Source organism: Comamonas sp. BIGb0152 (assembly GCF_024809975.1).
Classification (GTDB): Bacteria; Pseudomonadota; Gammaproteobacteria; order Burkholderiales; family Burkholderiaceae_C; genus Comamonas.
The window spans coordinates 25,632-43,673 of record NZ_JANUDY010000003.1; the positions used below are offsets into that span (position 1 = coordinate 25,632).

Annotated in this window: 17 protein-coding genes and 1 pseudogene; 8 read left to right on the forward strand and 10 right to left on the reverse strand. The window is 59.7% G+C overall.

Annotated features, from left to right (window positions below; all coding sequences use genetic code 11):
- Positions 1 to 60 precede the first annotated feature (60 nt).
- On the reverse strand, positions 61 to 999 hold the full coding sequence (locus M2375_RS07010; protein ID WP_259164833.1) for a dihydrodipicolinate synthase family protein: 939 nt from the start codon (positions 997 to 999) through the stop codon (positions 61 to 63).
- A gap of 124 nt (positions 1,000 to 1,123) precedes the next feature.
- On the opposite strand from M2375_RS07010, the gene M2375_RS07015 reads away from it, so the two are divergent.
- Positions 1,124 to 2,116 (forward strand): LysR family transcriptional regulator, encoded by a 993-nt coding sequence (locus M2375_RS07015; RefSeq protein ID WP_259164835.1) that lies wholly within the window; start codon positions 1,124 to 1,126, stop codon positions 2,114 to 2,116.
- 92 nt (positions 2,117 to 2,208) lie between these two features.
- Here the strand turns inward: M2375_RS07015 and M2375_RS07020 are convergent, their stop codons facing one another.
- Positions 2,209 to 2,745: a hypothetical protein gene (locus M2375_RS07020; RefSeq protein WP_259164838.1), complete on the reverse strand. Its 537-nt coding sequence runs from the start codon at positions 2,743 to 2,745 to the stop codon at positions 2,209 to 2,211.
- A gap of 171 nt (positions 2,746 to 2,916) precedes the next feature.
- On the opposite strand from M2375_RS07020, the gene M2375_RS07025 reads away from it, so the two are divergent.
- Positions 2,917 to 3,474 (forward strand): GNAT family N-acetyltransferase, encoded by a 558-nt coding sequence (locus M2375_RS07025; protein WP_259164840.1) that lies wholly within the window; start codon positions 2,917 to 2,919, stop codon positions 3,472 to 3,474.
- An 825-nt stretch (positions 3,475 to 4,299) separates the two neighbouring features.
- Here M2375_RS07025 and M2375_RS07030 read toward each other — a convergent pair.
- The 3 genes and pseudogenes from M2375_RS07030 to M2375_RS07040 all read right to left on the reverse strand — a co-directional run bounded on the left by M2375_RS07030 (position 4,300) and on the right by M2375_RS07040 (position 6,512).
- Complete coding sequence (locus M2375_RS07030) at positions 4,300 to 4,656, reverse strand: hypothetical protein (RefSeq protein WP_259164841.1); 357 nt, start codon at positions 4,654 to 4,656, stop codon at positions 4,300 to 4,302.
- A gap of 98 nt (positions 4,657 to 4,754) precedes the next feature.
- Positions 4,755 to 5,917 (reverse strand): annotated as a pseudogene (locus tag M2375_RS07035) (IS30 family transposase).
- Positions 5,918 to 6,056: 139 nt separating this feature from the next.
- A complete protein-coding gene (locus M2375_RS07040; protein ID WP_259165326.1) occupies positions 6,057 to 6,512 on the reverse strand; it encodes a hypothetical protein in 456 nt (151 codons plus the stop codon).
- A gap of 292 nt (positions 6,513 to 6,804) precedes the next feature.
- On the opposite strand from M2375_RS07040, the gene M2375_RS07045 reads away from it, so the two are divergent.
- Positions 6,805 to 7,149, forward strand: coding sequence for a hypothetical protein (locus M2375_RS07045; protein ID WP_259164842.1), 345 nt, complete (start codon positions 6,805 to 6,807; stop codon positions 7,147 to 7,149).
- 78 nt (positions 7,150 to 7,227) lie between these two features.
- Here M2375_RS07045 and M2375_RS07050 read toward each other — a convergent pair whose 3' ends face one another.
- Positions 7,228 to 7,632, reverse strand: coding sequence for a VOC family protein (locus M2375_RS07050; protein ID WP_259164843.1), 405 nt, complete (start codon positions 7,630 to 7,632; stop codon positions 7,228 to 7,230).
- Positions 7,633 to 8,034: 402 nt separating this feature from the next.
- Between M2375_RS07050 and M2375_RS07055 the strand changes: the two genes are divergently transcribed.
- Complete coding sequence (locus M2375_RS07055; RefSeq protein WP_259164844.1) at positions 8,035 to 8,331, forward strand: hypothetical protein; 297 nt, start codon at positions 8,035 to 8,037, stop codon at positions 8,329 to 8,331.
- Positions 8,321 to 8,893: a GNAT family N-acetyltransferase gene (locus M2375_RS07060; RefSeq protein ID WP_259164845.1), complete on the forward strand. Its 573-nt coding sequence runs from the start codon at positions 8,321 to 8,323 to the stop codon at positions 8,891 to 8,893. The genes M2375_RS07055 and M2375_RS07060 overlap by 11 nt, the downstream gene beginning before the upstream one ends.
- A 781-nt stretch (positions 8,894 to 9,674) precedes the next feature.
- Here the strand turns inward: M2375_RS07060 and M2375_RS07065 are convergent.
- The 4 genes from M2375_RS07065 to M2375_RS07080 form a co-directional block, all read right to left on the reverse strand.
- On the reverse strand, positions 9,675 to 10,118 hold the full coding sequence (locus M2375_RS07065; protein ID WP_259164847.1) for a GNAT family N-acetyltransferase: 444 nt from the start codon (positions 10,116 to 10,118) through the stop codon (positions 9,675 to 9,677).
- A gap of 266 nt (positions 10,119 to 10,384) precedes the next feature.
- Positions 10,385 to 11,977 (reverse strand): aldehyde dehydrogenase (NADP(+)), encoded by a 1,593-nt coding sequence (locus M2375_RS07070; protein ID WP_259164849.1) that lies wholly within the window; start codon positions 11,975 to 11,977, stop codon positions 10,385 to 10,387.
- Positions 11,978 to 12,096: 119 nt separating this feature from the next.
- The gene (locus tag M2375_RS07075; RefSeq protein ID WP_259164851.1) at positions 12,097 to 13,428 is read right to left on the reverse strand and encodes an MFS transporter; all 1,332 of its coding nucleotides are present in this window, start codon (positions 13,426 to 13,428) and stop codon (positions 12,097 to 12,099) included.
- A gap of 112 nt (positions 13,429 to 13,540) precedes the next feature.
- Complete coding sequence (locus M2375_RS07080; RefSeq protein ID WP_259164853.1) at positions 13,541 to 14,677, reverse strand: iron-containing alcohol dehydrogenase; 1,137 nt, start codon at positions 14,675 to 14,677, stop codon at positions 13,541 to 13,543.
- A gap of 104 nt (positions 14,678 to 14,781) precedes the next feature.
- Between M2375_RS07080 and M2375_RS07085 the strand changes: the two genes are divergently transcribed.
- The 3 genes from M2375_RS07085 (at position 14,782) to M2375_RS07095 (ending at position 17,933) form a co-directional block, all read left to right on the forward strand.
- Positions 14,782 to 15,711: a LysR family transcriptional regulator gene (locus M2375_RS07085; protein WP_404979286.1), complete on the forward strand. Its 930-nt coding sequence runs from the start codon at positions 14,782 to 14,784 to the stop codon at positions 15,709 to 15,711.
- Between the two features lie 371 nt (positions 15,712 to 16,082).
- Positions 16,083 to 16,973: a hypothetical protein gene (locus tag M2375_RS07090; RefSeq protein WP_259164854.1), complete on the forward strand. Its 891-nt coding sequence runs from the start codon at positions 16,083 to 16,085 to the stop codon at positions 16,971 to 16,973.
- Positions 16,974 to 17,114: 141 nt separating this feature from the next.
- The gene (locus tag M2375_RS07095) at positions 17,115 to 17,933 is read left to right on the forward strand and encodes an MFS transporter (protein WP_259164855.1); all 819 of its coding nucleotides are present in this window, start codon (positions 17,115 to 17,117) and stop codon (positions 17,931 to 17,933) included.
- Positions 17,934 to 18,042: the final 109 nt, after the last annotated feature.

Consider the following 18,042-nt stretch of genomic DNA (forward strand, 5'->3'; position numbering starts at 1 on the left):
TTAGATGTCTGACCCCAGGGCGCAGGGGCTCAAAATCCCCTGCCCTACTTCAACGGCTGCTTAGCGCTTGAGCAGCCCGGCTTGCTTGACGGCAGCGCGCAGTACTTCGACCTCCTTCGCATTCGGCGCTTCAGTCGGTGGGCGCACGGTGGCGTCATCGATCACGCCGGCCAGGTACATGCCGCCCTTCATGCGGGCATGGGCCTCGCCGGTGGGCTCGCCACCGCCATACACGGCATCCTTGAGCGGGGTGATGATGGCCTGCACCTCCATCGCCTTCTTCAGGTCGCCCGCCTTCACCGCATTCCACAGGTCGATGATGAGTTGCGGAATAAACGTCGCAAAGCCCACCAGCGCGCCGTCCACGCCCTGCACCATCGAGGCGAGCAGGTATTCGTCGTGGCAGGTCAGGATGGCCTTGGAGGCATCGGCCTCGCGGATCGCCTGGATGTCGCGGGCGTATTTGTTCATGTCGCGCTGGCCCACCTTGAAGGCCTGCAGATAAGGCAACTTGGCCAGATCGGCCAGCAATTGCGACGAGTAGGAGGCGCGCGTCCATGCCGGGTACACATGGCAGACCAGGTCTGCGTTGGGGGCAGCCTGGTGAATGGCATCAAAGTACTGCAGCGCGTGGCCGGCCGTGAAGCCAAAGCGCAGCCAGTGGTGCGGGGGCATCACATCCAGCGCCACGGCGCCGGCTTCCACCGCAGCGCGGGCATGCGCTGCAGCCTCGGCCAGGCCTTCGCAGACGATGGACGAGATCACCGGCATACGGCCCTTGAGCTCATCGGCCACAATGCGCGTCACCTCAGCGCGCTCGCCCGGCGTGAGCGAGAACACCTCGCCGGTATGGCCGTTGGTCATGATCGCCACCACCCCCTCGTGCCCCGCCAGCCAGGATGCGAGCTTGCGCAGCGCGGGCTCGTCGATGCGGTGGTCCGGGGTGAAAGGGCAAGAGATGGCAGGAATAATTCCACGATAATTCGCGATGGCAGGCATGTTTTTTGTCTCCGTTAGGGGTGCTGGTGTTCAACGGTGTTCATCATTTCCTACTGGGTCTGTACTGTCCAATACCCGAAACGCATACAACTATCTACGAGCCAGGTAGGCTCCAAGGAACCCCATGGGACCCGGCAACCGCCCCCTAGATCTGGAGTGGCTCGAAGACTTCATGGCACTGGCCGATACCGGCAATTTCTCGCGCGCGGCCGAGGCCCGCGCCATCGCCCAGCCCGCCTTCAGCCGCCATATCCGCTCGCTGGAAGACTGGGTCGGCGTCGAGCTGTTTGACCGCAGCGCCCATCCGGCGGCGCTCACCCCCGCCGGCCAGCGCTTTTTGCCGCTGCTGCAAAACGTGCTGGCCAACCTGGAGGCCGCCCGCATCAAGGCCCGCGCCGCGCATGACCAGGCTGCCGCCAGCCTGCGCTTTGCCGCTACCCATGTGCTGTCGCTCACCTTCTTTCCGCGCTGGCTGGTGGGTATGGAGGCGCAGCTGCGCATGGGCCCGATCCAGACGATGAGCGACAGCTCACTCGCCTGCGAAGACCTGATGCTGCAGCGGCGCGTGCAGTTTGTGCTGTGCCATGGCCACGCCGCCGTGCCCGGCCGGCTGGACGAAGGCCAGTACCCCGTGCTGCGCCTGTCCGATGACCTGCTGCGCCCAGTCAGCGCCGCCGCGCCCGACTCCCCCGGACAAGCGCAGCACCGCATCGGCCAGCACAGCGCCGTCCCGGTCCTCGCCTACAGCGAAGCCTCGGGCCTGGGACGCATCATGCGATCGCGCATGCGCGGCATGTTTACGGAAGGCGCCGACGCCTTTCACGCCCCCCAGCCGGGCTTGGCACAAAGCGTATCCGTCGTGTTCACCGCCCACCACGCTGCCCTGCTCAAGACCATGGCGCTAGAAGGCCGAGGCGTCGCCTGGCTCCCCCACAGCCTTATCACCGAAGAGCTGCGCAGCGGCAGCCTGGTGCCTGCTGGCGACGACCGCTGGAACGTACCGGTGGAGATCCGTCTGTACCGCCAGCGGTCAGAGATGGCGCCGGCGGCAGAGGCCTTGTGGGCGCTGGTGCAGGGGCAGCAGGCTGGGGATACGGAAGGGAAGCAGGTCGACTGATTAGCCATAGAGCTGCAGACATGCAGCGAATATCGCGCTGGACGACCTTTTTACGTGGAGCGACTCTCCACCCAATGCGTTCTACCAAGCACTCAAACGCTGCTCTTCCCAAAGCGCTGCAGCCAGCTATTGAAGGATGCGGGCAACACACTCTGGTTCGCATCCAGGATCGTGCATTTGTCGACTTTTTTCAGCTTGACACCATTCGCGGTGGCGCCGGTGATTTTCTCCAGCTGCGCCTCCAGCTTGTAGCTGACGCAGTAGTCGCCAGGCAACGCTCTTTCGCCTGCGGCTAGTTCGCCCACCATGGCTTCAATAAGTCGATTCATCGCCAGCTCCGCGATTTTCATGGCAGCAGCTTGGGATTCGGGAGGCAGCTCGGCCAGCGCTGCAAAGGGCTCGCTGTTTGCTTTTCCAAATTTGGCCCGGTAATCCTCATCTTGGACCAGCACAGCAAGCGTGGACAAGATGTCGTTTCGCGATTGGAACAACGCACACCCCAAGATATCTGCATGGTTTTGGACGCGATTTTCGGTATCGGCCAAAAGCTGATCACCCGAGACCGGATAGTTGGGGATTCGACCAGTGCGAAAGGGTTTTATCGAGCGATCAGGAAAGGTTTGATCCATTGGGGTGTTCCAATTTTTCTAGCGCATGTGTGCCATAGAACCGGCGCTTAAACGCCGGGCGCCTTGGATACTACACGCGAGGTTGAACACGGCATTCGATAAGTCTGTGGCCGTCGTACACTGCCAGACTCTGCCTTTCCACAAGCTTTGTGCCATCCAGCGATAACGCCTATGTTTCCTGAAAGTGTCGACACCCCTATTCAAACGCCCCGCCTGACGTTGCGCCTTGCCGGCCCAGGCGATGGCAAAGCTGTTTATGCAACGGTAGTGGAAAGCCTGGACAGCCTGCGCACCTGGCCCACGTCGCTCCCCTGGGCACTTTATGAGCCGTCGATATCCGCATCCGAAGACTTCTGCGTGGGCAGCATGCGCGAGCGCGACAAAGGCACGGGGCTGGTATTTCTGGTGTGGGACCACGAACAGCAATTGGTCGGCAGCGTCGGCCTTCACACCATCCGCTGGGACATTCCCAGCATGGAAATTGGCTTTTGGGTTCGCAGTTGCGCGCACGGACAAGGATTTGCGAAAGAGGCTGTCACAGCCGTCCTGCATTTCGCATTTACGCATTTGAAAGCGCGGCGGGTCTTTGCGCGCACCGATGAAGATAATGTTGGCAGTCGTGCTACCTGCGCCAGTGCAGGGATGCGGCTGGAGGGGGTCATGAAAAATGAACGTATCACGCCGTCGGGACAGTTGAAAAACGGCTGTGTGTATGCCTCAACACGCTAGCTTGCGATTTCCGTATTTGGCCCAGCGCAGCCATCGCTAACTGAGCAAACATGGCCATGTGCAGGTTTATCTGCCGGAAACTTTTTTCTTCAGCTAAATGGGTCTTCCTGTTTGTCGGCTACATTCGCCATCGTGATCAGCGCCACTTGTGTAGGTTCTCATTGATCTTGCAAATTCGTGTCCTTGTAGATCAAGGACATTTGCAGAATCAGTGAGAACAGTTGATCCAGCCAGTCTCACACTCTTGCAAAGATCCTGCAGACCAAGCCAAGAGTGATCTGCGGACGGAACCTGCTCGATGGCAGCTTGCGACCCTGAGCGGTCCTAGCAGTGGCTCCATAGTTGACATTCAACAGGCAGCCTGACTCTGCAACGAGGACTCACTGGAACTTTCGCTAAGCAATGCTGCTGGCCGCAGGCCTTGTTGTCTTCGAGCACCATCACTACTGCTGAGTTTGAACGACGACCACGATGCATTCGCTTCCACCGACGTCAATGGACTTGCGCCATGCATGCTTCATGTTCGAGATAGCGCAGAAATCGCCGTATGCCTTTGAGGCGAGTTCTTTGCGAAGTGCGGGAGTCAACGCGGGAAGCGCGCCAGAAGGCATATTCGAACACCAGGTCGATATAAATCCTCGATAGTTGCTGTGACTTCCCTGCGCTACGTGGGTAGCTCCTTTGTAGGAAACGATGTAGGTGTACAAGGGCATCAACGTACTTTCGGGGGTGCGCCCAATTGCGGACGAACCGTGAACGGCCACTCATGGCCGCATTCTGCCTCACATGGATTGGTTCCACTGAGTGCAAAAAGAGCGCTCTCCATCAAGAAAATCGATAAAACAATCTGTTTTCCCAGTCTGGCTCGAATGCTGCAAGAATCTTTGTCTGTTCGACACCAGTAGCAAGGGGCGCTACTTGGTTTCGTAAGTCCGCTTCGAGTGCATCTCGCACTCCCTCCCAGCGAAGGACATGCATCAGGTATGCCAGTGGTTCGCTGCTAACTTGCTTGGTGCGAAACATCTCGATGACAAGTCGTTCGATTTCTTGCTGGTCGTTTGGCGCTGCCTCTATGAGACTCAAGCATCGACGGTAAAAAGGCTCGGCCAAGTCAAACGAAAACCCGGTATCGAGCACATGCTCGGCTTTCAGAAGTTCCTCGCGAACCTGGGACGCATACATTTTTGTTGCTCCTCGATGCCAATTCCTCGCCAGATTGGATAGCGCCAACGACCGACTGGTTCTGGCCGGTCTGCGACTGTCGCAGACCGGCTGTGAATTCAACCGATCGACGCAACACACTCATCGAACATTTCAGCAGGAGTTCGATATCCCAGAGTTTTGCGTGGGCGTTGATTGAGATCTCTCGCAATAGCATCCATGCTATCTTGTGAGTATGCAGACAGATCAATTCCTTTAGGTAGGTACTGACGAAGCAATCCATTGGTGTTTTCGTTGGAGCCTCACTGCCAGGGGTTCTGCGGGTCACAGAAGTAGACCTGGATATCGGTTGCCAAGGTGAACCGCTTGTGCCCTGCCATTTCCGATCCTCGGTCCCAAGTCAAAGAGAGATACAGCTGCCTGGGCAATGTTTGTGCATGCCGGGCCAGCGCGGCTCCTACGGTGTACGAGTCTTTGTCCACGAGTTTGACCAACATCACATAGCGCGTATGCCGCTCGACCAGTGTCGCTATCTGACTGTAGGCATCACCGAATAACAGGTCGCCTTCCCAGTGACCAGGAACTGCTCGATCTTCAACGCAGGCTGGACGCTCGCTGATAGGCACTGCACCTACGATCCGTCCATGGATGGGAGTTTTCTGGGTGTAGTGCCGGGAGCGACGCATACCTCTGGTTCGCCGCAGGTGCTCCAGGAGCTCCTTCTTCAAAGCCCCACGTGTTTGGACGAATAGTGTGCGGTAGATGGCTTCGTGAGACACCTGCAACTCCTTTTGGTCCGGGTAGGTTCGCTTGAGCCATCCCGCTATTTGTTCGGGTGACCACAGACCTTGCAATTTAACCGCCACGATTTGAGCCAACACAGGGTTGTGGGCTAATTTGCAAGTCTTGGGGCGGAGCGCTCGCTCCCAGGCGACTTCATCGGCCTTGGCCGCGCGGTAGCAAGTCTTGCCGTCATTGCGCAGCAGCTCACGACTGATGGTCGAGGCCGCTCGTCTCAAGCGTCTGGCGATGCAGCGAATCGATTCACCTGCTGCCAACGCTCGGGAGATCTCTTCTCTCTCTCTGGCATGGTCAAACCCAAGCGAGATCGATGCCTGGCAAGTGGCCGAATGCCACCTGTTTTACTTAAGATGTTCTGGATAGAGGTATGTGGCCGGTCAAAGAGCTTACCGATCTCGTGCAAGGTATCGCCGGCCTTCCAGCGATCCCACATCAGCGCTTTCTGAGCTTCGGTGTAGTAAATCCGCGGTCTTTGCTTCATACAAACACTCCTTCAGCCTTAGGCAGATATTGTGTTGCATTGACCAGTTGAATCCGCAGCCTGTAGCGGTCATTCGCCAACTTCTTAATTAGTCCGAGCCGCGAAGCGGCTTCGACTTGAATCAGTTGTTGGACCTGGCTTAGTAAACGGCCAAATCCTGATTTGGAAGAATGCCGCATGGCCAGAACCCGGCGAGATAAAGCGTCACTACCTTGACCCAGAAGCCGGGCTGCTCTAGCAGTAGCTCGCGGGCTGCCATGCGTGCGGCGAATTGAGCGCCGGCAAGTGCAGCTTGTCCATAATCATCCGGGCCTTCGACAAGCACGGGATAGCTTTCGATCGATCGCTGCCCCGCCAATACAGCTTTAGCAAGACACAGCTCAGCAGCCCTGCGCTCAGGTCCGAGACCGGCTGCATCTAGTTGATCTAGCTGTGTAAGGCCGTGAACAGGATCTGGCTGGTCACGACTAGTTGGTAACCAATCCCAGCCAATGGCCAATTGGAGCTGTATAGCGCCCGGCTCACTGCGAAATTGGCCACAAGCCGAGAACAACTGAGCTGATCGCAGTCCGACCTCGATTTCTGAGAGAGTCATTGCCAAGGTTAACTAGATTTAAAAGACATGCAGTCTGCATGCCTAGTTCGCCAATAATATATGAGCTTGCTGTTCGATATGCAAATTTGCTGTCGCCATTTTAGACAGGCCTAAAAATTTTGATCTCAGTCTTTGGTGCAAAGGTCCGAATGCCTGCATATGGCCCGTATGCGACGGTTGCTGAACAACCCATTGCTGTCACCAAATTCTCGGCAGTAAACGTTTGCTTTGCAGCGGAAGCAACTATCGTCCGTGGGTAAAATCGGCATCGTTAACGCAAGGGAGGAGCAGGATGTTGGACGCACCTGAACCGCTAGCCGCATGTAGGGAAGTGATCTTGGAATGGAGCCCACTATATCAGCTGGCTGAGTTCGCCGAGCTACGGCATGGCTACGGAAACAGCGACGGGGGATTTGGCGTTATCTATCCAGAAGACCTGGATGAATACGAAATTCAGGTGGAGGGGGTCAACATCCCGCCGGGGACTTTGCTTGTCTATGGCCTCGCAATTGGGATACCGCCGGGCTGGGAGATTCTCGTGGACGAGAGCGCCTACTTGGGTGTGCTCTCGTCAATCTTGAAGGAACATGGATTAGCATCTGAAGCTGGCCGCGTTCAACTGCTGCTGAATAACTGAGGTTCGCTTTTAGCCTAGACGAGACGTGGAACTCAAACAAGCGGTTGACTGCTCCTGGCCGGATCCTGCCTAAACGCCTCACACATCATCGTGCGTCGGGACATGACAGGCAACGCAGAACTTGTTCCCGTCCGGGTCGCGAAAGTACGCGCCATAGTAGTTGTCATGGTATTGCGAGCGCAGCCCTGGCGGGCCCTCACAGGTGCCGCCATTCTCCAACGCAACTTGGTAAGCCACCCTGACGGCTGACCTGGAGGCCGCTGCGAAGGCAACCATTTGCCCATTTCCGGGATGGTGCGACTGTTCGTCATAAGGCTTGCAAATGACGAAGAATGGACGCGTCTCACCTGCGCTGTGCCAACCAGCCCACGGTCTTTCTCTCTCGCAGAAGCGCAGTTCAATACCTAGACTTTCCATCACTGCCCTGTAGAAATTCAAGGCTCGCTCGAAATCGCTGACGCTTACAAAGACATGTGAAAACACGTTGACTCCTCAGGCAATTTGGAAGGCAGCTTCGACTGTCTGCTGTTGGCCGTTAGCCGTTAGCCGTTAGCCGTTAGCCGTTAGCCGTTAGCCGTTAGCCGTTAGCCGTTAGCCGTTAGCCGTTAGCCGTTAGCCGCCATCCTACCTCCGCATTGACCAAGCGCGACAGCAGCCTCACAGGCCAGCGACAGACTGGAAGCCGCCCCGGCCCCCATCTGGTTGAGCCCAAAGCGCCCCGAGTTCAAACTTCAGTGAGAAAAATTCAAAGCTCGCGGAGACCTGACAGTCGATTCCCAATTTGCATGCAGTGAGAAAATTTGCAAGATCAATGAGAACCGACAACTTGGCGAGCCGCTACAGATGGCAATACCGAAATATCACCCCAACACAACCTATTCCACCATGAGCCTTGTCACCGATCTTCTCGCCGGCGTCGCGGAGTTCTTCGCCGATGTATGGGTGTTCAGGCGCCAGCGCCAAAAACGAGGCCATGCCACTCGCGACATGGCGGATGACGCCATGGCGGTCGCGCGCTTTGATTTCGTCACGGCGCTGTGGATTGCGCTGGTCAGCGTCGGCTTGATGTTTTTGCTTGTTTTTGGCTTTGGTGTCCCTGTGGGTTGGGGCGTAGGTATTGGAATAATCGTCGCCGCGGTGTGGGGGTACAGGAGGTACTCCCAGGTGGTCCGTGAGGAGTGAATACGTCGATCATTCCAACGACGCCATTTGGCAGAAGGCTGTTGAGCGCAATGGTTCAATCTGCGACAGCCGCAGATCGGCCGACGATCTGACATCGCTTGCTACCCATCTTTTTATGAAAAACCTGTCTCCCCATATTCGGCCTGCGGATGTCTCCGACGTGCGCGCAATGTTCCACGTGAGGGCATCGGTTGGAGAGAACACCTTGTCCGCCGAGGCGCTTTCAGCAATGGGAATCACGCCCGAGGCGATTGCTTTGGCCATCACCAGCTCCCCTTGCGCGTGGGTCGCAACTATTCAGGAAGAAGTTGTCGGATTTGCAATGGTCGACTTGGACAGCGCGTGCCTGTTTGCATTGTTTGTTCTGCCTGGCTATGAAGGTGGCGGAATAGGCACGCGCCTCACCCAGATCTGTGAACGCGCCCTGTTCGAACGGCACTCTACCGCGTGGCTTGAAACTGCGGATGGAAGCCGCGCTGCGCAGCTCTATCGTTACCTCGGATGGGGCAATGACGTCGATATAGGTGGCGGAGACATCCGACTGGAAAAGCAGCGCGCCTGAACGGATGGCGTCAACATGCGCCAGCGGCGGCATGCAATGCAGTCCCTGCACCGGGTACGCCGCAATTTTCAAATGGAGCAATCGGCTTGGGTCGCAAGTGCTCGTTCAGGGCAGCGCACCTCCAACGCATGCTATTGGCGATCGCTGCGGTTTAGGCCTTGATCCGTGAATCAATCCGTTCAGCCGCAAGCCGGTTTCCGCCATGGCTGCCGCTGATTACGGCAGGGCAGCCCTTCCGTCATTGCGAGTTTGGGGGACTCACTATCAGATCAGACAACAAAGGCCGTATGCGCTCTTCGACGTAATAGCCCCCGTACTCCGTATACCGCAGAAAGGCCCCCAAACACTTAGGGCATCGCCACAGGGTGCTGCGCGTGTAGGGGTGCCAACCCGGCGCTATAGGCGCATCCGGGGACCATAAATGGGTGCCGTTGGGATGAAATTCGTCAAAGCGCTCCCAAGACGCTTCGCTTCCCAACGCGCCCAGTAGCACAAGGTGAGACACGCTTATTGCACCAGAAACCGACTCCCAACCTGGGCGCCATAACGGTGCGCAATCAGTGCAACGCGGGTGATCGGCCGCCTCGGTCGCACTTATCCGCAGTGCGGCATCAGAAATCATGTTTGGGGTCGTCACGGTGTCGCACGTCGTTGGAAGGAGTGCTGGCTAGTTTAAGTCAAGCCACTACCGCAGAGGTCCGATGGGAGCGCTTCGGCGCGGTGCCGGGGGCGCGGTAGCCCATCCATTCGGGCAAACCTACCGAGCCCGTTGCTGGTGCGGTTAACTTTCCCGCAATTCTTTGAAGAAGATCAGCTCCAGGTCCCCCTGGTCGAGATTTTCCACGCTGCCGCTTCGCATAAAACCCGCGCGTGAAAAAAGGCTCTGCGCTGACGCATTCGAGGCATTGGTACTGGTGAACAGCTTTTGCGTGACGCAACGCTGCGTCAGCTCCATTAAAAGAGAAAGCGCAACCCCCTTACCCCGATGCTCGACAGCGACGCATACCAGGGATATAAAGCCGTGTCCAAAGAAGCTGTACTCCAACACTGCAAATCCCAGCGCCTGGCCGTCAACAAACGCAAGGATGCATGCCCCTTGCTGGACCATGTGCCTCAGCTCCAATCTTCGGCTCTCATGGGCCTTTGAATAAGGGTCACATTCGTAGAGTTGAGGCAGATCGGCTTCCACAGCTGGGCGAAACAAGATTTCTGGGGCGACGCGCATGTGCAATGGGTCTCTTTAAAGATATCCAGAGGATCATGCCTGGTACATGCGCTATGCGCCAGCCATTTGCTGATGCCCTGCTGTATGGGTCAGGCGTTGCTAGCCAGGCTCCGCAAACCCTCGCCCCATGGGATGGGCGCGGATCGCGATGCGCCGCAAGGCGTCTTTTGAAGGCGAGCTGTCGCTATTGCCGAGGAAGACAAGGCAGCGGATCGCACTAGCCCGCCTTCAGACCACGGCAGGGCGTTTTGCCCTGCCATCCAACCTCAGCCAACCGCCCCCTGGCTTGGCTGCCCATCCACCAACCGCCACAGCCCCAGCGCATTGTCATTCTGCAAAGCTTCGGGGCGCAGCGCATCGGGCAGGTCCTGGTAGCAGACCGGGCGCAGAAAGCGGTCAATGGCACTGGCGCCGACGGAGGTGTACATGGCGTGGGAGGTGGCCGGGAAGGGGCCGCCATGGACCATGGCGTGGCTCACTTCCACGCCGGTGGGGAAGCCATTCACAAGGATGCGGCCGCACTTGCGCTCCAGCACCGGCAGCAGGGCGCGGGCGCTGTCGTGGTCGCCCTGCTCCAGGTGCAAGGTGGCGGTGAGCTGGCCTTCCAGGTGCTGGGCGACCTGCAGCAACTCTTCGGCGTTGCGGGCTTTGACGACGATGGAGGCCGGGCCAAACATTTCCGACTGCAAGGCCTCGTTTGCCAACAAGGTCTGGGCGCTGGTCACATACAGCGCGGCCTGGGCGGCGTTGGCATGGTCTGCGGCCACGCCGGCGGCCAGCTCCTCCACGCCGTCAGCGGCTTGCACCTGGGCACGGCCGGCCTCATAGGCCTGGTGGATGCCGGCGGTCAGCATGGTTTGTGCGCCCTTGGCGCGGATGGCCACCGCTGCCGCGCTGATAAAGGTGTCGAGCGCGGGGCTGTCGATGGCCAGCACCAGGCCGGGGTTGGTGCAGAACTGCCCTGCCCCCATGGCCAGCGAATCGGCAAAGCCCTGGGCCAGGGCCTCAGGCCGCGCGGCCAAGGCATTGGGCAGCAGAAAGACGGGGTTGATGCTGCTCATCTCGGCATAGACGGGGATGGGCTCGGCGCGGCTGTTGGCAAGGCGCAAGAGCGCCAGCCCGCCTTGGCGCGAGCCGGTAAAGCCGACGGCCTTGATCTCGGGGTGGGCCACCAGGGCCTCACCCAGCCCACGGCCCGCGCCCACCAACAGCGAGAAAACGCCTTCGGGCATGCCTTGGCGCTGCGCCGCCTTTTGTACCGCCCGCGCCACCATCTCCGAGGTGCCCAGATGCGCGCTGTGCGCCTTCACGATCACCGGCGCACCGGCAGCCAGTGCCGATGCAGTGTCGCCACCCGCCACCGAGAACGCCAGCGGAAAATTGCTGGCGCCAAACACTGCCACCGGGCCCAGCGGAATCTTGGCCAGGCGCAGATCGGCGCGGGGCAGCGGTTGGCGCTCGGGCTGGGCCGTGTCGATGGTGGCGCGCAAAAAATGGCCGTCACGCACGACCTGGGCAAACAAGCGCAGCTGGCCCACGGTGCGGCCGCGCTCGCCCGTCAGCCGGGCGATGGGCAGGCCGCTTTCTGCATGGGCGCGCTCGATCAGTGCATCGCCCAGCTGCAGGATTTCTTCGGCAATCGTTTCCAAAAAGGCGGCGCGCTGCGCCAATGGCAGATTGCGGTAAGGGTCAAAGGCGGCAGCGGCCAAGCTGGCCGCCAGCTCGACCTCGTCATGGCCCCCCAGGCCAAATTCGGGCTCAGCGATGGGGGCGTTCAGCGTGGGGTTGAAGGCGCGTTGGCTGCCGCTGGTGCCGCGCACCGTGCGGTAGCCAATGACCATGTCTCCAGTGATTTGCATGGAGGGTTTCCTCAAGAAGTTGAATAGGGAAAAAGATGAAGGGGATGCGCGAAGGTCGCCAAGAATGACAAGACCACCGCAGGCAAGCAGCGCTGCGGCAGGTCCGGCCTTTCAGGCCATCACTCGTCCAGCGGCTGGCCGCTGCGGTCGCGGGCCACACCCACGGCGACGATGGACACCAGCGCACAGAGCACCAGGAAGATCACAACCGGCACATAGCTGCCGCTGTAGTAGGCGATCAGCGCGGTGGCGATGAGGGGCATGGGGCCGCCCACCAGGGCCGCACCAATCTGGTAGCCCAGGGACATGCCGGTATAGCGGATGTCCGGCGGGAAGGCTTCGGCCAGCAAGGTGCCGATCATGGCGCCATAGCTGGACCAGATGATGCCCAGGCCCACGCCCACGGCCAGCGACGCCGCCCAGACGGATTTCTGATCCAGCAGCCAGAAGTAAGGGAAGATCCAGAGCATGAAGGCGATGCTGCCGCCGATGAAGACCTTTTTACGGCCGATCTTGTCCGAGAGGTGGCCGAAGTACAGCATGCAGGGGAAGGCAATCAGCGCGCAGACCAGCACAATATTGAGAATCGTCGAGCGGGCAAAACCGTGGTCCATCATGTACGAGATGGTGAAAGTGGCGTAGAGGAAGAAGGTCGAGGTCTCCACCACCTTGGCGCCGATGGCGATCAGCACTTGGCGCCAGTGGAACTGCAGGGTCTGCTTGATCGGAATGGGCGCGCTGCTGCGGCTGGCCTGTATTTTCTTGAACGAGGGCGTCTCGCCCACCGCATTGCGGATCCACATGCCCACCATCACCAGCACGATGGAGCCAACAAACGGAATGCGCCAGCCCCAGGACAGGAAGGCCTCTTCGCTCATGCCCGCACTCAACAGCGAGGTGATGATATTGCCCAGTGCCAGGCCCAGCACCGCGCCGGTCTGCGGCACGGCACCATAGAAGCCGCGTTTTTTGCGGGGCGAGTATTCCACCGCCAGCAGCACACCGCCGCCCCACTCGCCGCCCAGCGCCAGGCCCTGCATCAAACGCAGAATGGTTAGCAGGATCGGCGCGAGTATCCCAATCTGCGCATAGTTGGGCAGCAAGCCCATCAGCACGGTCGACAGGCCCATCATCGACAAGGTCATCGCCAAGGTCTTTTTGCGGCCAATGCGGTCACCGATATGCGAGAAGATCACGCCGCCAATCGGGCGGATCAAAAACGCCAGTGCAAACGTGGCCAGCGCCAGCATCTGGCTGACCAAGGCGTTGTCACTGGGAAAGAACTGCTTGGCAAATATGATGGACGACATGGTTCCGTAGAGGAAATAGTCGTACCACTCGATGGTGCTGCCCACCGCGCTGCCAATCAGCGCACGCCGGCGTTCGGCATCGGGCACCATGGTTTCCTTGTCGGCCACCGTGGCCGTGTGATTCAGAGAACTGCTACTCATGTCTCCACCTTTTGCTTGTTGATTTGTAAATGTCTTCTTGCGCGCAAGCCTCCGGCCTGCCGTCCATCGCGGCGGCGGTCCGGGGCTGCGTCTTTTGATGAGGGATGCCGGTTTACATCGACTGGCGCAGCATCTCGACATAGTCGTCGGCGCTGGCCTCACGCGGGTTGGTGCGGTGGCTGTGGTCGGCCAACGCACCTTGCACAATGCGGTCAAACAGGTCTTCGCCCACGCCCAACTCGGCCAGGCCGGTGGGCAGCTGCAGTGCGCGGGATTTGGTGACCAGGGCTTCTTCGACCGACATGCCATCGGCCAGGCCCATGGCCTGCGCCAGGCGCGCAATCTTGTCCTCGCGCACCACAGACTCGGCCCCCCGGTTGAAGCGGATCACGGCCGGCAGCAGGATGGCGTTGAGGGTGCCGTGGTGCAGCTTGGGGTTGATGCCGCCCAGTGCGTGGCTGAGGCTGTGTACGCAGCCCAGGCCCTTTTGGAAAGCCAGCGCGCCTTGCAGCGAGGCACTCATCATGTTGGTACGCGCCTCCACGTCGGCAGGATCCCGGAAAGCCACTTCGATATGGCGCCAGGCGCGCCACAGGCCATCGAGCGCAATGCCGTCGGCCGGGGGGTTGAAGGCGGGCGCCAGAAAGGTCTCGATGCAGTGGGCAATCGCATCCATGCCGGTGGCGGCCGTCAGGCCCGCAGGCAGGCCCAGGGTCAGGTTGGGGTCGCAGATGGCAACCTTGGGAATCACATGGGGCGAGAGGATGCCGACCTTGCGCCCGTCGTCCAGGATGATGATGGCGCCGCGCCCTACTTCGCTGCCGGTGCCCGCCGTGGTGGGCACCGCAATGATGGGCAAGGTGGCGGCGGTGATCTTGAGCGCGCCGCCCTCGATCAGCGCAAACTGGCGCAGCGGGCCTGTATGGCGGGCCGATACCGCCACCGCCTTGGCCAGGTCAATCGACGAGCCGCCGCCCACGGCGATGATGCCGTCGCAGGCACTGCTGTTCAGCGCCTCGACACCAGCACGCACCGCCGTCTCCGACGGGTTGGGCGGCGTGCCGTTGAACAGGCCAAACCGGGCAGCACCCAGCGCCTGTTGGACCTGGTCGATGATGCCTGCGGCCTCCACCCCCTTGTCGGTCACGATCAAAGGATTGGTAATACCCAGCGTCTCGCACACTTGCTTCAGTTCCGCCAGCACACCGGCGCCAAAGCGCACTTCAGTCACATAGTTGATCAGAGCCATAACGTTTTACCAGTTATATCCATTGCTATCAGAAGGCCCGAAGTCTAGGCAGCGCAGCCCATTCGGTACACTGACGGCTTCCCATACCGATATAACTTTTATTCATGGCCAGCGGCATACCCAGCCTCAATTCCGTCATGTCGCGCCTGCATGCCAAGCAGCTGCGCCTGCTCATCGCCATCGAGGAAAGCGGCTCCCTGCTTGGCGCTGCGGACAAAGTCGGCCTCACGCAGCCGGGGGCCAGCAAGGCGCTGCGGGAGCTGGAGTCGACCTTGCAGGTCGACCTGTTCGAGCGCACAAACCGAGGGTTAATCCCGACGGAGGCCGGGCACTGTGCACTGCGCTTTGCCCGCCTGATCCAGTCGGACATCAACCACCTGCGCTTTGAGCTCGATGCCATCGCCAGTGGCGTGGGCGGCCACCTGGCCATTGGCACCATCATGGGCGCGGTGCCGCTGCTGTCCGATGCGCTGTCGAACGTGCTAGCACGCCAACCACATATGTCGGTGGAGATCATCGAGGACACCAGCGAGACCTTACTGGGCATGATCGAGCGCGGCCAGATCCATGCGGCCATCTGCCGCTCGTCCGTCAGCCGCACGCCCGAAGTCTATGAGTCGCTGTTCATCAAGCAGGAGTCGCTGTCGGTGATCGCCAGCGTGCGCCACCCTGCGATGGGCGCCAAGGCCGTGCAGCTGCAAGACTTGCAGGACAGCCGCTGGCTGGTGTACCGCGCCCGCATGCCCATGCGCCGATTGCTGGAGCGCGAGTTCCACGAAGCGGGGCTGCACTTCCCCTCGCACCTGATCGAAACCACCTCGGCCTTGGCCACCGTCACCATGCTCGGCCGCAACAACGACCTGGTGGCGCTTGTCTCCGACGACATTGCGAACTATTTCTCGCGCAATGGCCTGGTCGGCGTCATCGACCTCACCCTTCAATCCCGCAGCGAGCCCTATGAGCTGGTGCTGCGCAAGGGAGCGCCCAAAAGCGCAGCGCTGGGGCTGCTGGTGGAGGCGCTGTGCGGCGAATAAGGCGTCAGGAGAAAAAGACCGATGGATAGCGGCGCTTGTAGTTGGGTACCTGCCGCTTCAGCTGCATTATCGTAAGTCAATGTAATAAAAATACTGCTAGGATTGGGCATGGCGCCTCTGTTTTTCAGGGCAAATTTCTCTCTTATTCAAAGAAGCTTTCGTGCATCCCAAAGGTCTGGCCCAGGCAAAGATGCCTCACATTGCTGCGCGTTAAGAATTCAAATGAATAATCACCAGCAAAAAATAAATAGCACATGAAAACCAAGCAGATTGCGATCGCAGCGGCCAGCCTTGTCCTGCTGGGGGGATGCACGCCTTATGCCCACCATGGACGCATGTCCCAGCAAGAGCAGCTGAAGATCCACCAGGATGTGGAGACCTCACGCCGCGAAGTCGCCCGGGATTTTGAGAAATATGCAGCCGTTTGCCTTGCAGAATTTCCCGCTGCCACCGACGCCAAAAACGATGGCAACCAACATATGTCCGACCATTGGGCGGTCAATGTCGCGATGGTCTCTGATGGCGATCCGCTGGTGTGCTCGGTCAACCAAGACAACCTGACCGTAGAGCGCATTCACAGTGGATCGCGCACGATGGCGCTGAGCGAATACCGGGCTTACCTCAATGGCGAATTGGCGCCCAGCGTCTACCAGTCGCAAGATCTCTCGCTGGGAACTGCGGACAAATATCTTTTGGCGCCACGCCCCACCCTGCAGCTGTCGCGATTGGTATGGGATGACTTGGCTGCCTCAGAGCGGCAATTGCTGGAAGCGAACTACAGCGTCGACTACTTTGCAGCGGCAGAGTTCGGCACCATCGTGGATGTGCAGGGTGTGGATGAATCAACCCCAGGCACGAACGCGGGCGCGGCCATCGGCGGTGCCGTGGCCAGCGCCGCCTACATTGATCGCGCCATTCGCGGTGGACACAGCTATTCCGTCGGGGTCAATCTGGCAGTCGGGATACTGGGAGCCGTGCTCGGCTCACTGGCGGATAAGCCCGCTACCACGCAATACCAGTTTCGCTACACCATCAAAAAAGGCGATGGCGAGCTGGACTATATCCACCAAGTCCAGGAGTCGGCCTTCCGCAGCTCCCCGGGCACCTGCGTGCTGTTGCCCACACTGCAAGCAGCCACCCAGCAGCTTTGCGAGCAGACGACGGACAGCCTAAGGAAACGCCAGTTGGCCAAGCTGCAAGCTGCGGCAGCTACAACTACAGCCGCGCCCGCGCCAGTTGCACCCACGGCCCAAACAGACTGAAGGCGGTTTACCGATCGCGTAGCGCCGCCTGCGGGCCAACCAAAGCCTGCCAACCGCAGCCCTTACGGGAGTTCGCCGGCGAACTTTGGCTGCAGCGCGTGCCCCCTCGTCTTACAGACGGGTGATCAGCGATTGGGGAAGATGGCGACCCACCACAACTGGGGAACCGCATGGACACCACCAACAACAATACAGCGGCCGATCCGACACCTCCGTCGCCGCATCTCATCCCGCCACAAAGCGGCACCCTTCACCTACTACTTGTTGCTGGCCTACATGCCCAGCTACCTGTCGCACAACCTGCGCTATTCCGAAGACCATGGCGTGCTGATCATCATTGCGATGATGATCGGCATGCTCTTTGTACAGCCCCTCATCGGCCTGGCCAGCGACCGCTTTGGCCGCAGACCCTTTGTCATCGTGGGCTACATCGGCTTGCTGGTGCTGGCGATTCCGGCCTTTACGCTGATCATCAGCGGCAAGATCGGGTTGATCTTTGTCGGGCTGTTCATGCTGGCCATTGTGCTGAACTGCTTTACCGGTGTGATGGCCTCGACCTTGCCCGCCATGTTCCCCACCCGCATCCGCTACAGCGCGCTGGCCGCATCGTTCAACATTGCCATCATCGTGGCCGGCCTCACACCCACCATCGCAGCGGCCTTGGTGGATACCACCGGCAGCCTGTACCTTCCTGCCTACTACCTGATGGCGGTGGCGGTGGCGGTGGTGGGCATCGTCACTGGCATCTTCATGAAGGAAACCGCCAACCTCCCCCTGCGCGGCGCCACGCCATCGGCCTCCAGCAAGCAGGAGGCCAAAGAGCTGCTGATCCAGACGCTGGACGACATTGAGCAAAGCGTGGAAGACATTGATGCTGACATCGCCAAGCTGCTGGAACAGATTGCGGCATTGGAGTTGCGCAAGCAGAGGTACGTTGATTTGCATCCGCGGCTGGATTGACTGCGCGCATTTAGCGGGACACCAACATCACAAACCAAAGCCCTGCCAATTGCCATTTGCAGGGCTTTGTTTCTAAAGCGCCAAGCGTCTGGTCATCAATAAGGCCCAG

What these genes read in the sequence shown, in the direction of transcription:
- M2375_RS07010 (WP_259164833.1), bottom strand. Translation starts at nt 999, where the DNA reads ATGCCTGCCATCGCGAATTATCGTGGAATTATTCCTGCCATCTCTTGC.
- M2375_RS07015 (WP_259164835.1), top strand. Translation starts at nt 1,124, where the DNA reads ATGGGACCCGGCAACCGCCCCCTAGATCTGGAGTGGCTCGAAGACTTC.
- M2375_RS07020 (WP_259164838.1), bottom strand. Translation starts at nt 2,745, where the DNA reads ATGGATCAAACCTTTCCTGATCGCTCGATAAAACCCTTTCGCACTGGT.
- M2375_RS07025 (WP_259164840.1), top strand. Translation starts at nt 2,917, where the DNA reads ATGTTTCCTGAAAGTGTCGACACCCCTATTCAAACGCCCCGCCTGACG.
- M2375_RS07030 (WP_259164841.1), bottom strand. Translation starts at nt 4,656, where the DNA reads ATGTATGCGTCCCAGGTTCGCGAGGAACTTCTGAAAGCCGAGCATGTG.
- M2375_RS07040 (WP_259165326.1), bottom strand. Translation starts at nt 6,512, where the DNA reads ATGACTCTCTCAGAAATCGAGGTCGGACTGCGATCAGCTCAGTTGTTC.
- M2375_RS07045 (WP_259164842.1), top strand. Translation starts at nt 6,805, where the DNA reads ATGTTGGACGCACCTGAACCGCTAGCCGCATGTAGGGAAGTGATCTTG.
- M2375_RS07055 (WP_259164844.1), top strand. Translation starts at nt 8,035, where the DNA reads ATGAGCCTTGTCACCGATCTTCTCGCCGGCGTCGCGGAGTTCTTCGCC.
- M2375_RS07065 (WP_259164847.1), bottom strand. Translation starts at nt 10,118, where the DNA reads ATGCGCGTCGCCCCAGAAATCTTGTTTCGCCCAGCTGTGGAAGCCGAT.
- M2375_RS07070 (WP_259164849.1), bottom strand. Translation starts at nt 11,977, where the DNA reads ATGCAAATCACTGGAGACATGGTCATTGGCTACCGCACGGTGCGCGGC.
- M2375_RS07075 (WP_259164851.1), bottom strand. Translation starts at nt 13,428, where the DNA reads ATGAGTAGCAGTTCTCTGAATCACACGGCCACGGTGGCCGACAAGGAA.
- M2375_RS07080 (WP_259164853.1), bottom strand. Translation starts at nt 14,677, where the DNA reads ATGGCTCTGATCAACTATGTGACTGAAGTGCGCTTTGGCGCCGGTGTG.
- M2375_RS07085 (WP_404979286.1), top strand. Translation starts at nt 14,782, where the DNA reads ATGGCCAGCGGCATACCCAGCCTCAATTCCGTCATGTCGCGCCTGCAT.
- M2375_RS07095 (WP_259164855.1), top strand. Translation starts at nt 17,115, where the DNA reads ATGGCGACCCACCACAACTGGGGAACCGCATGGACACCACCAACAACA.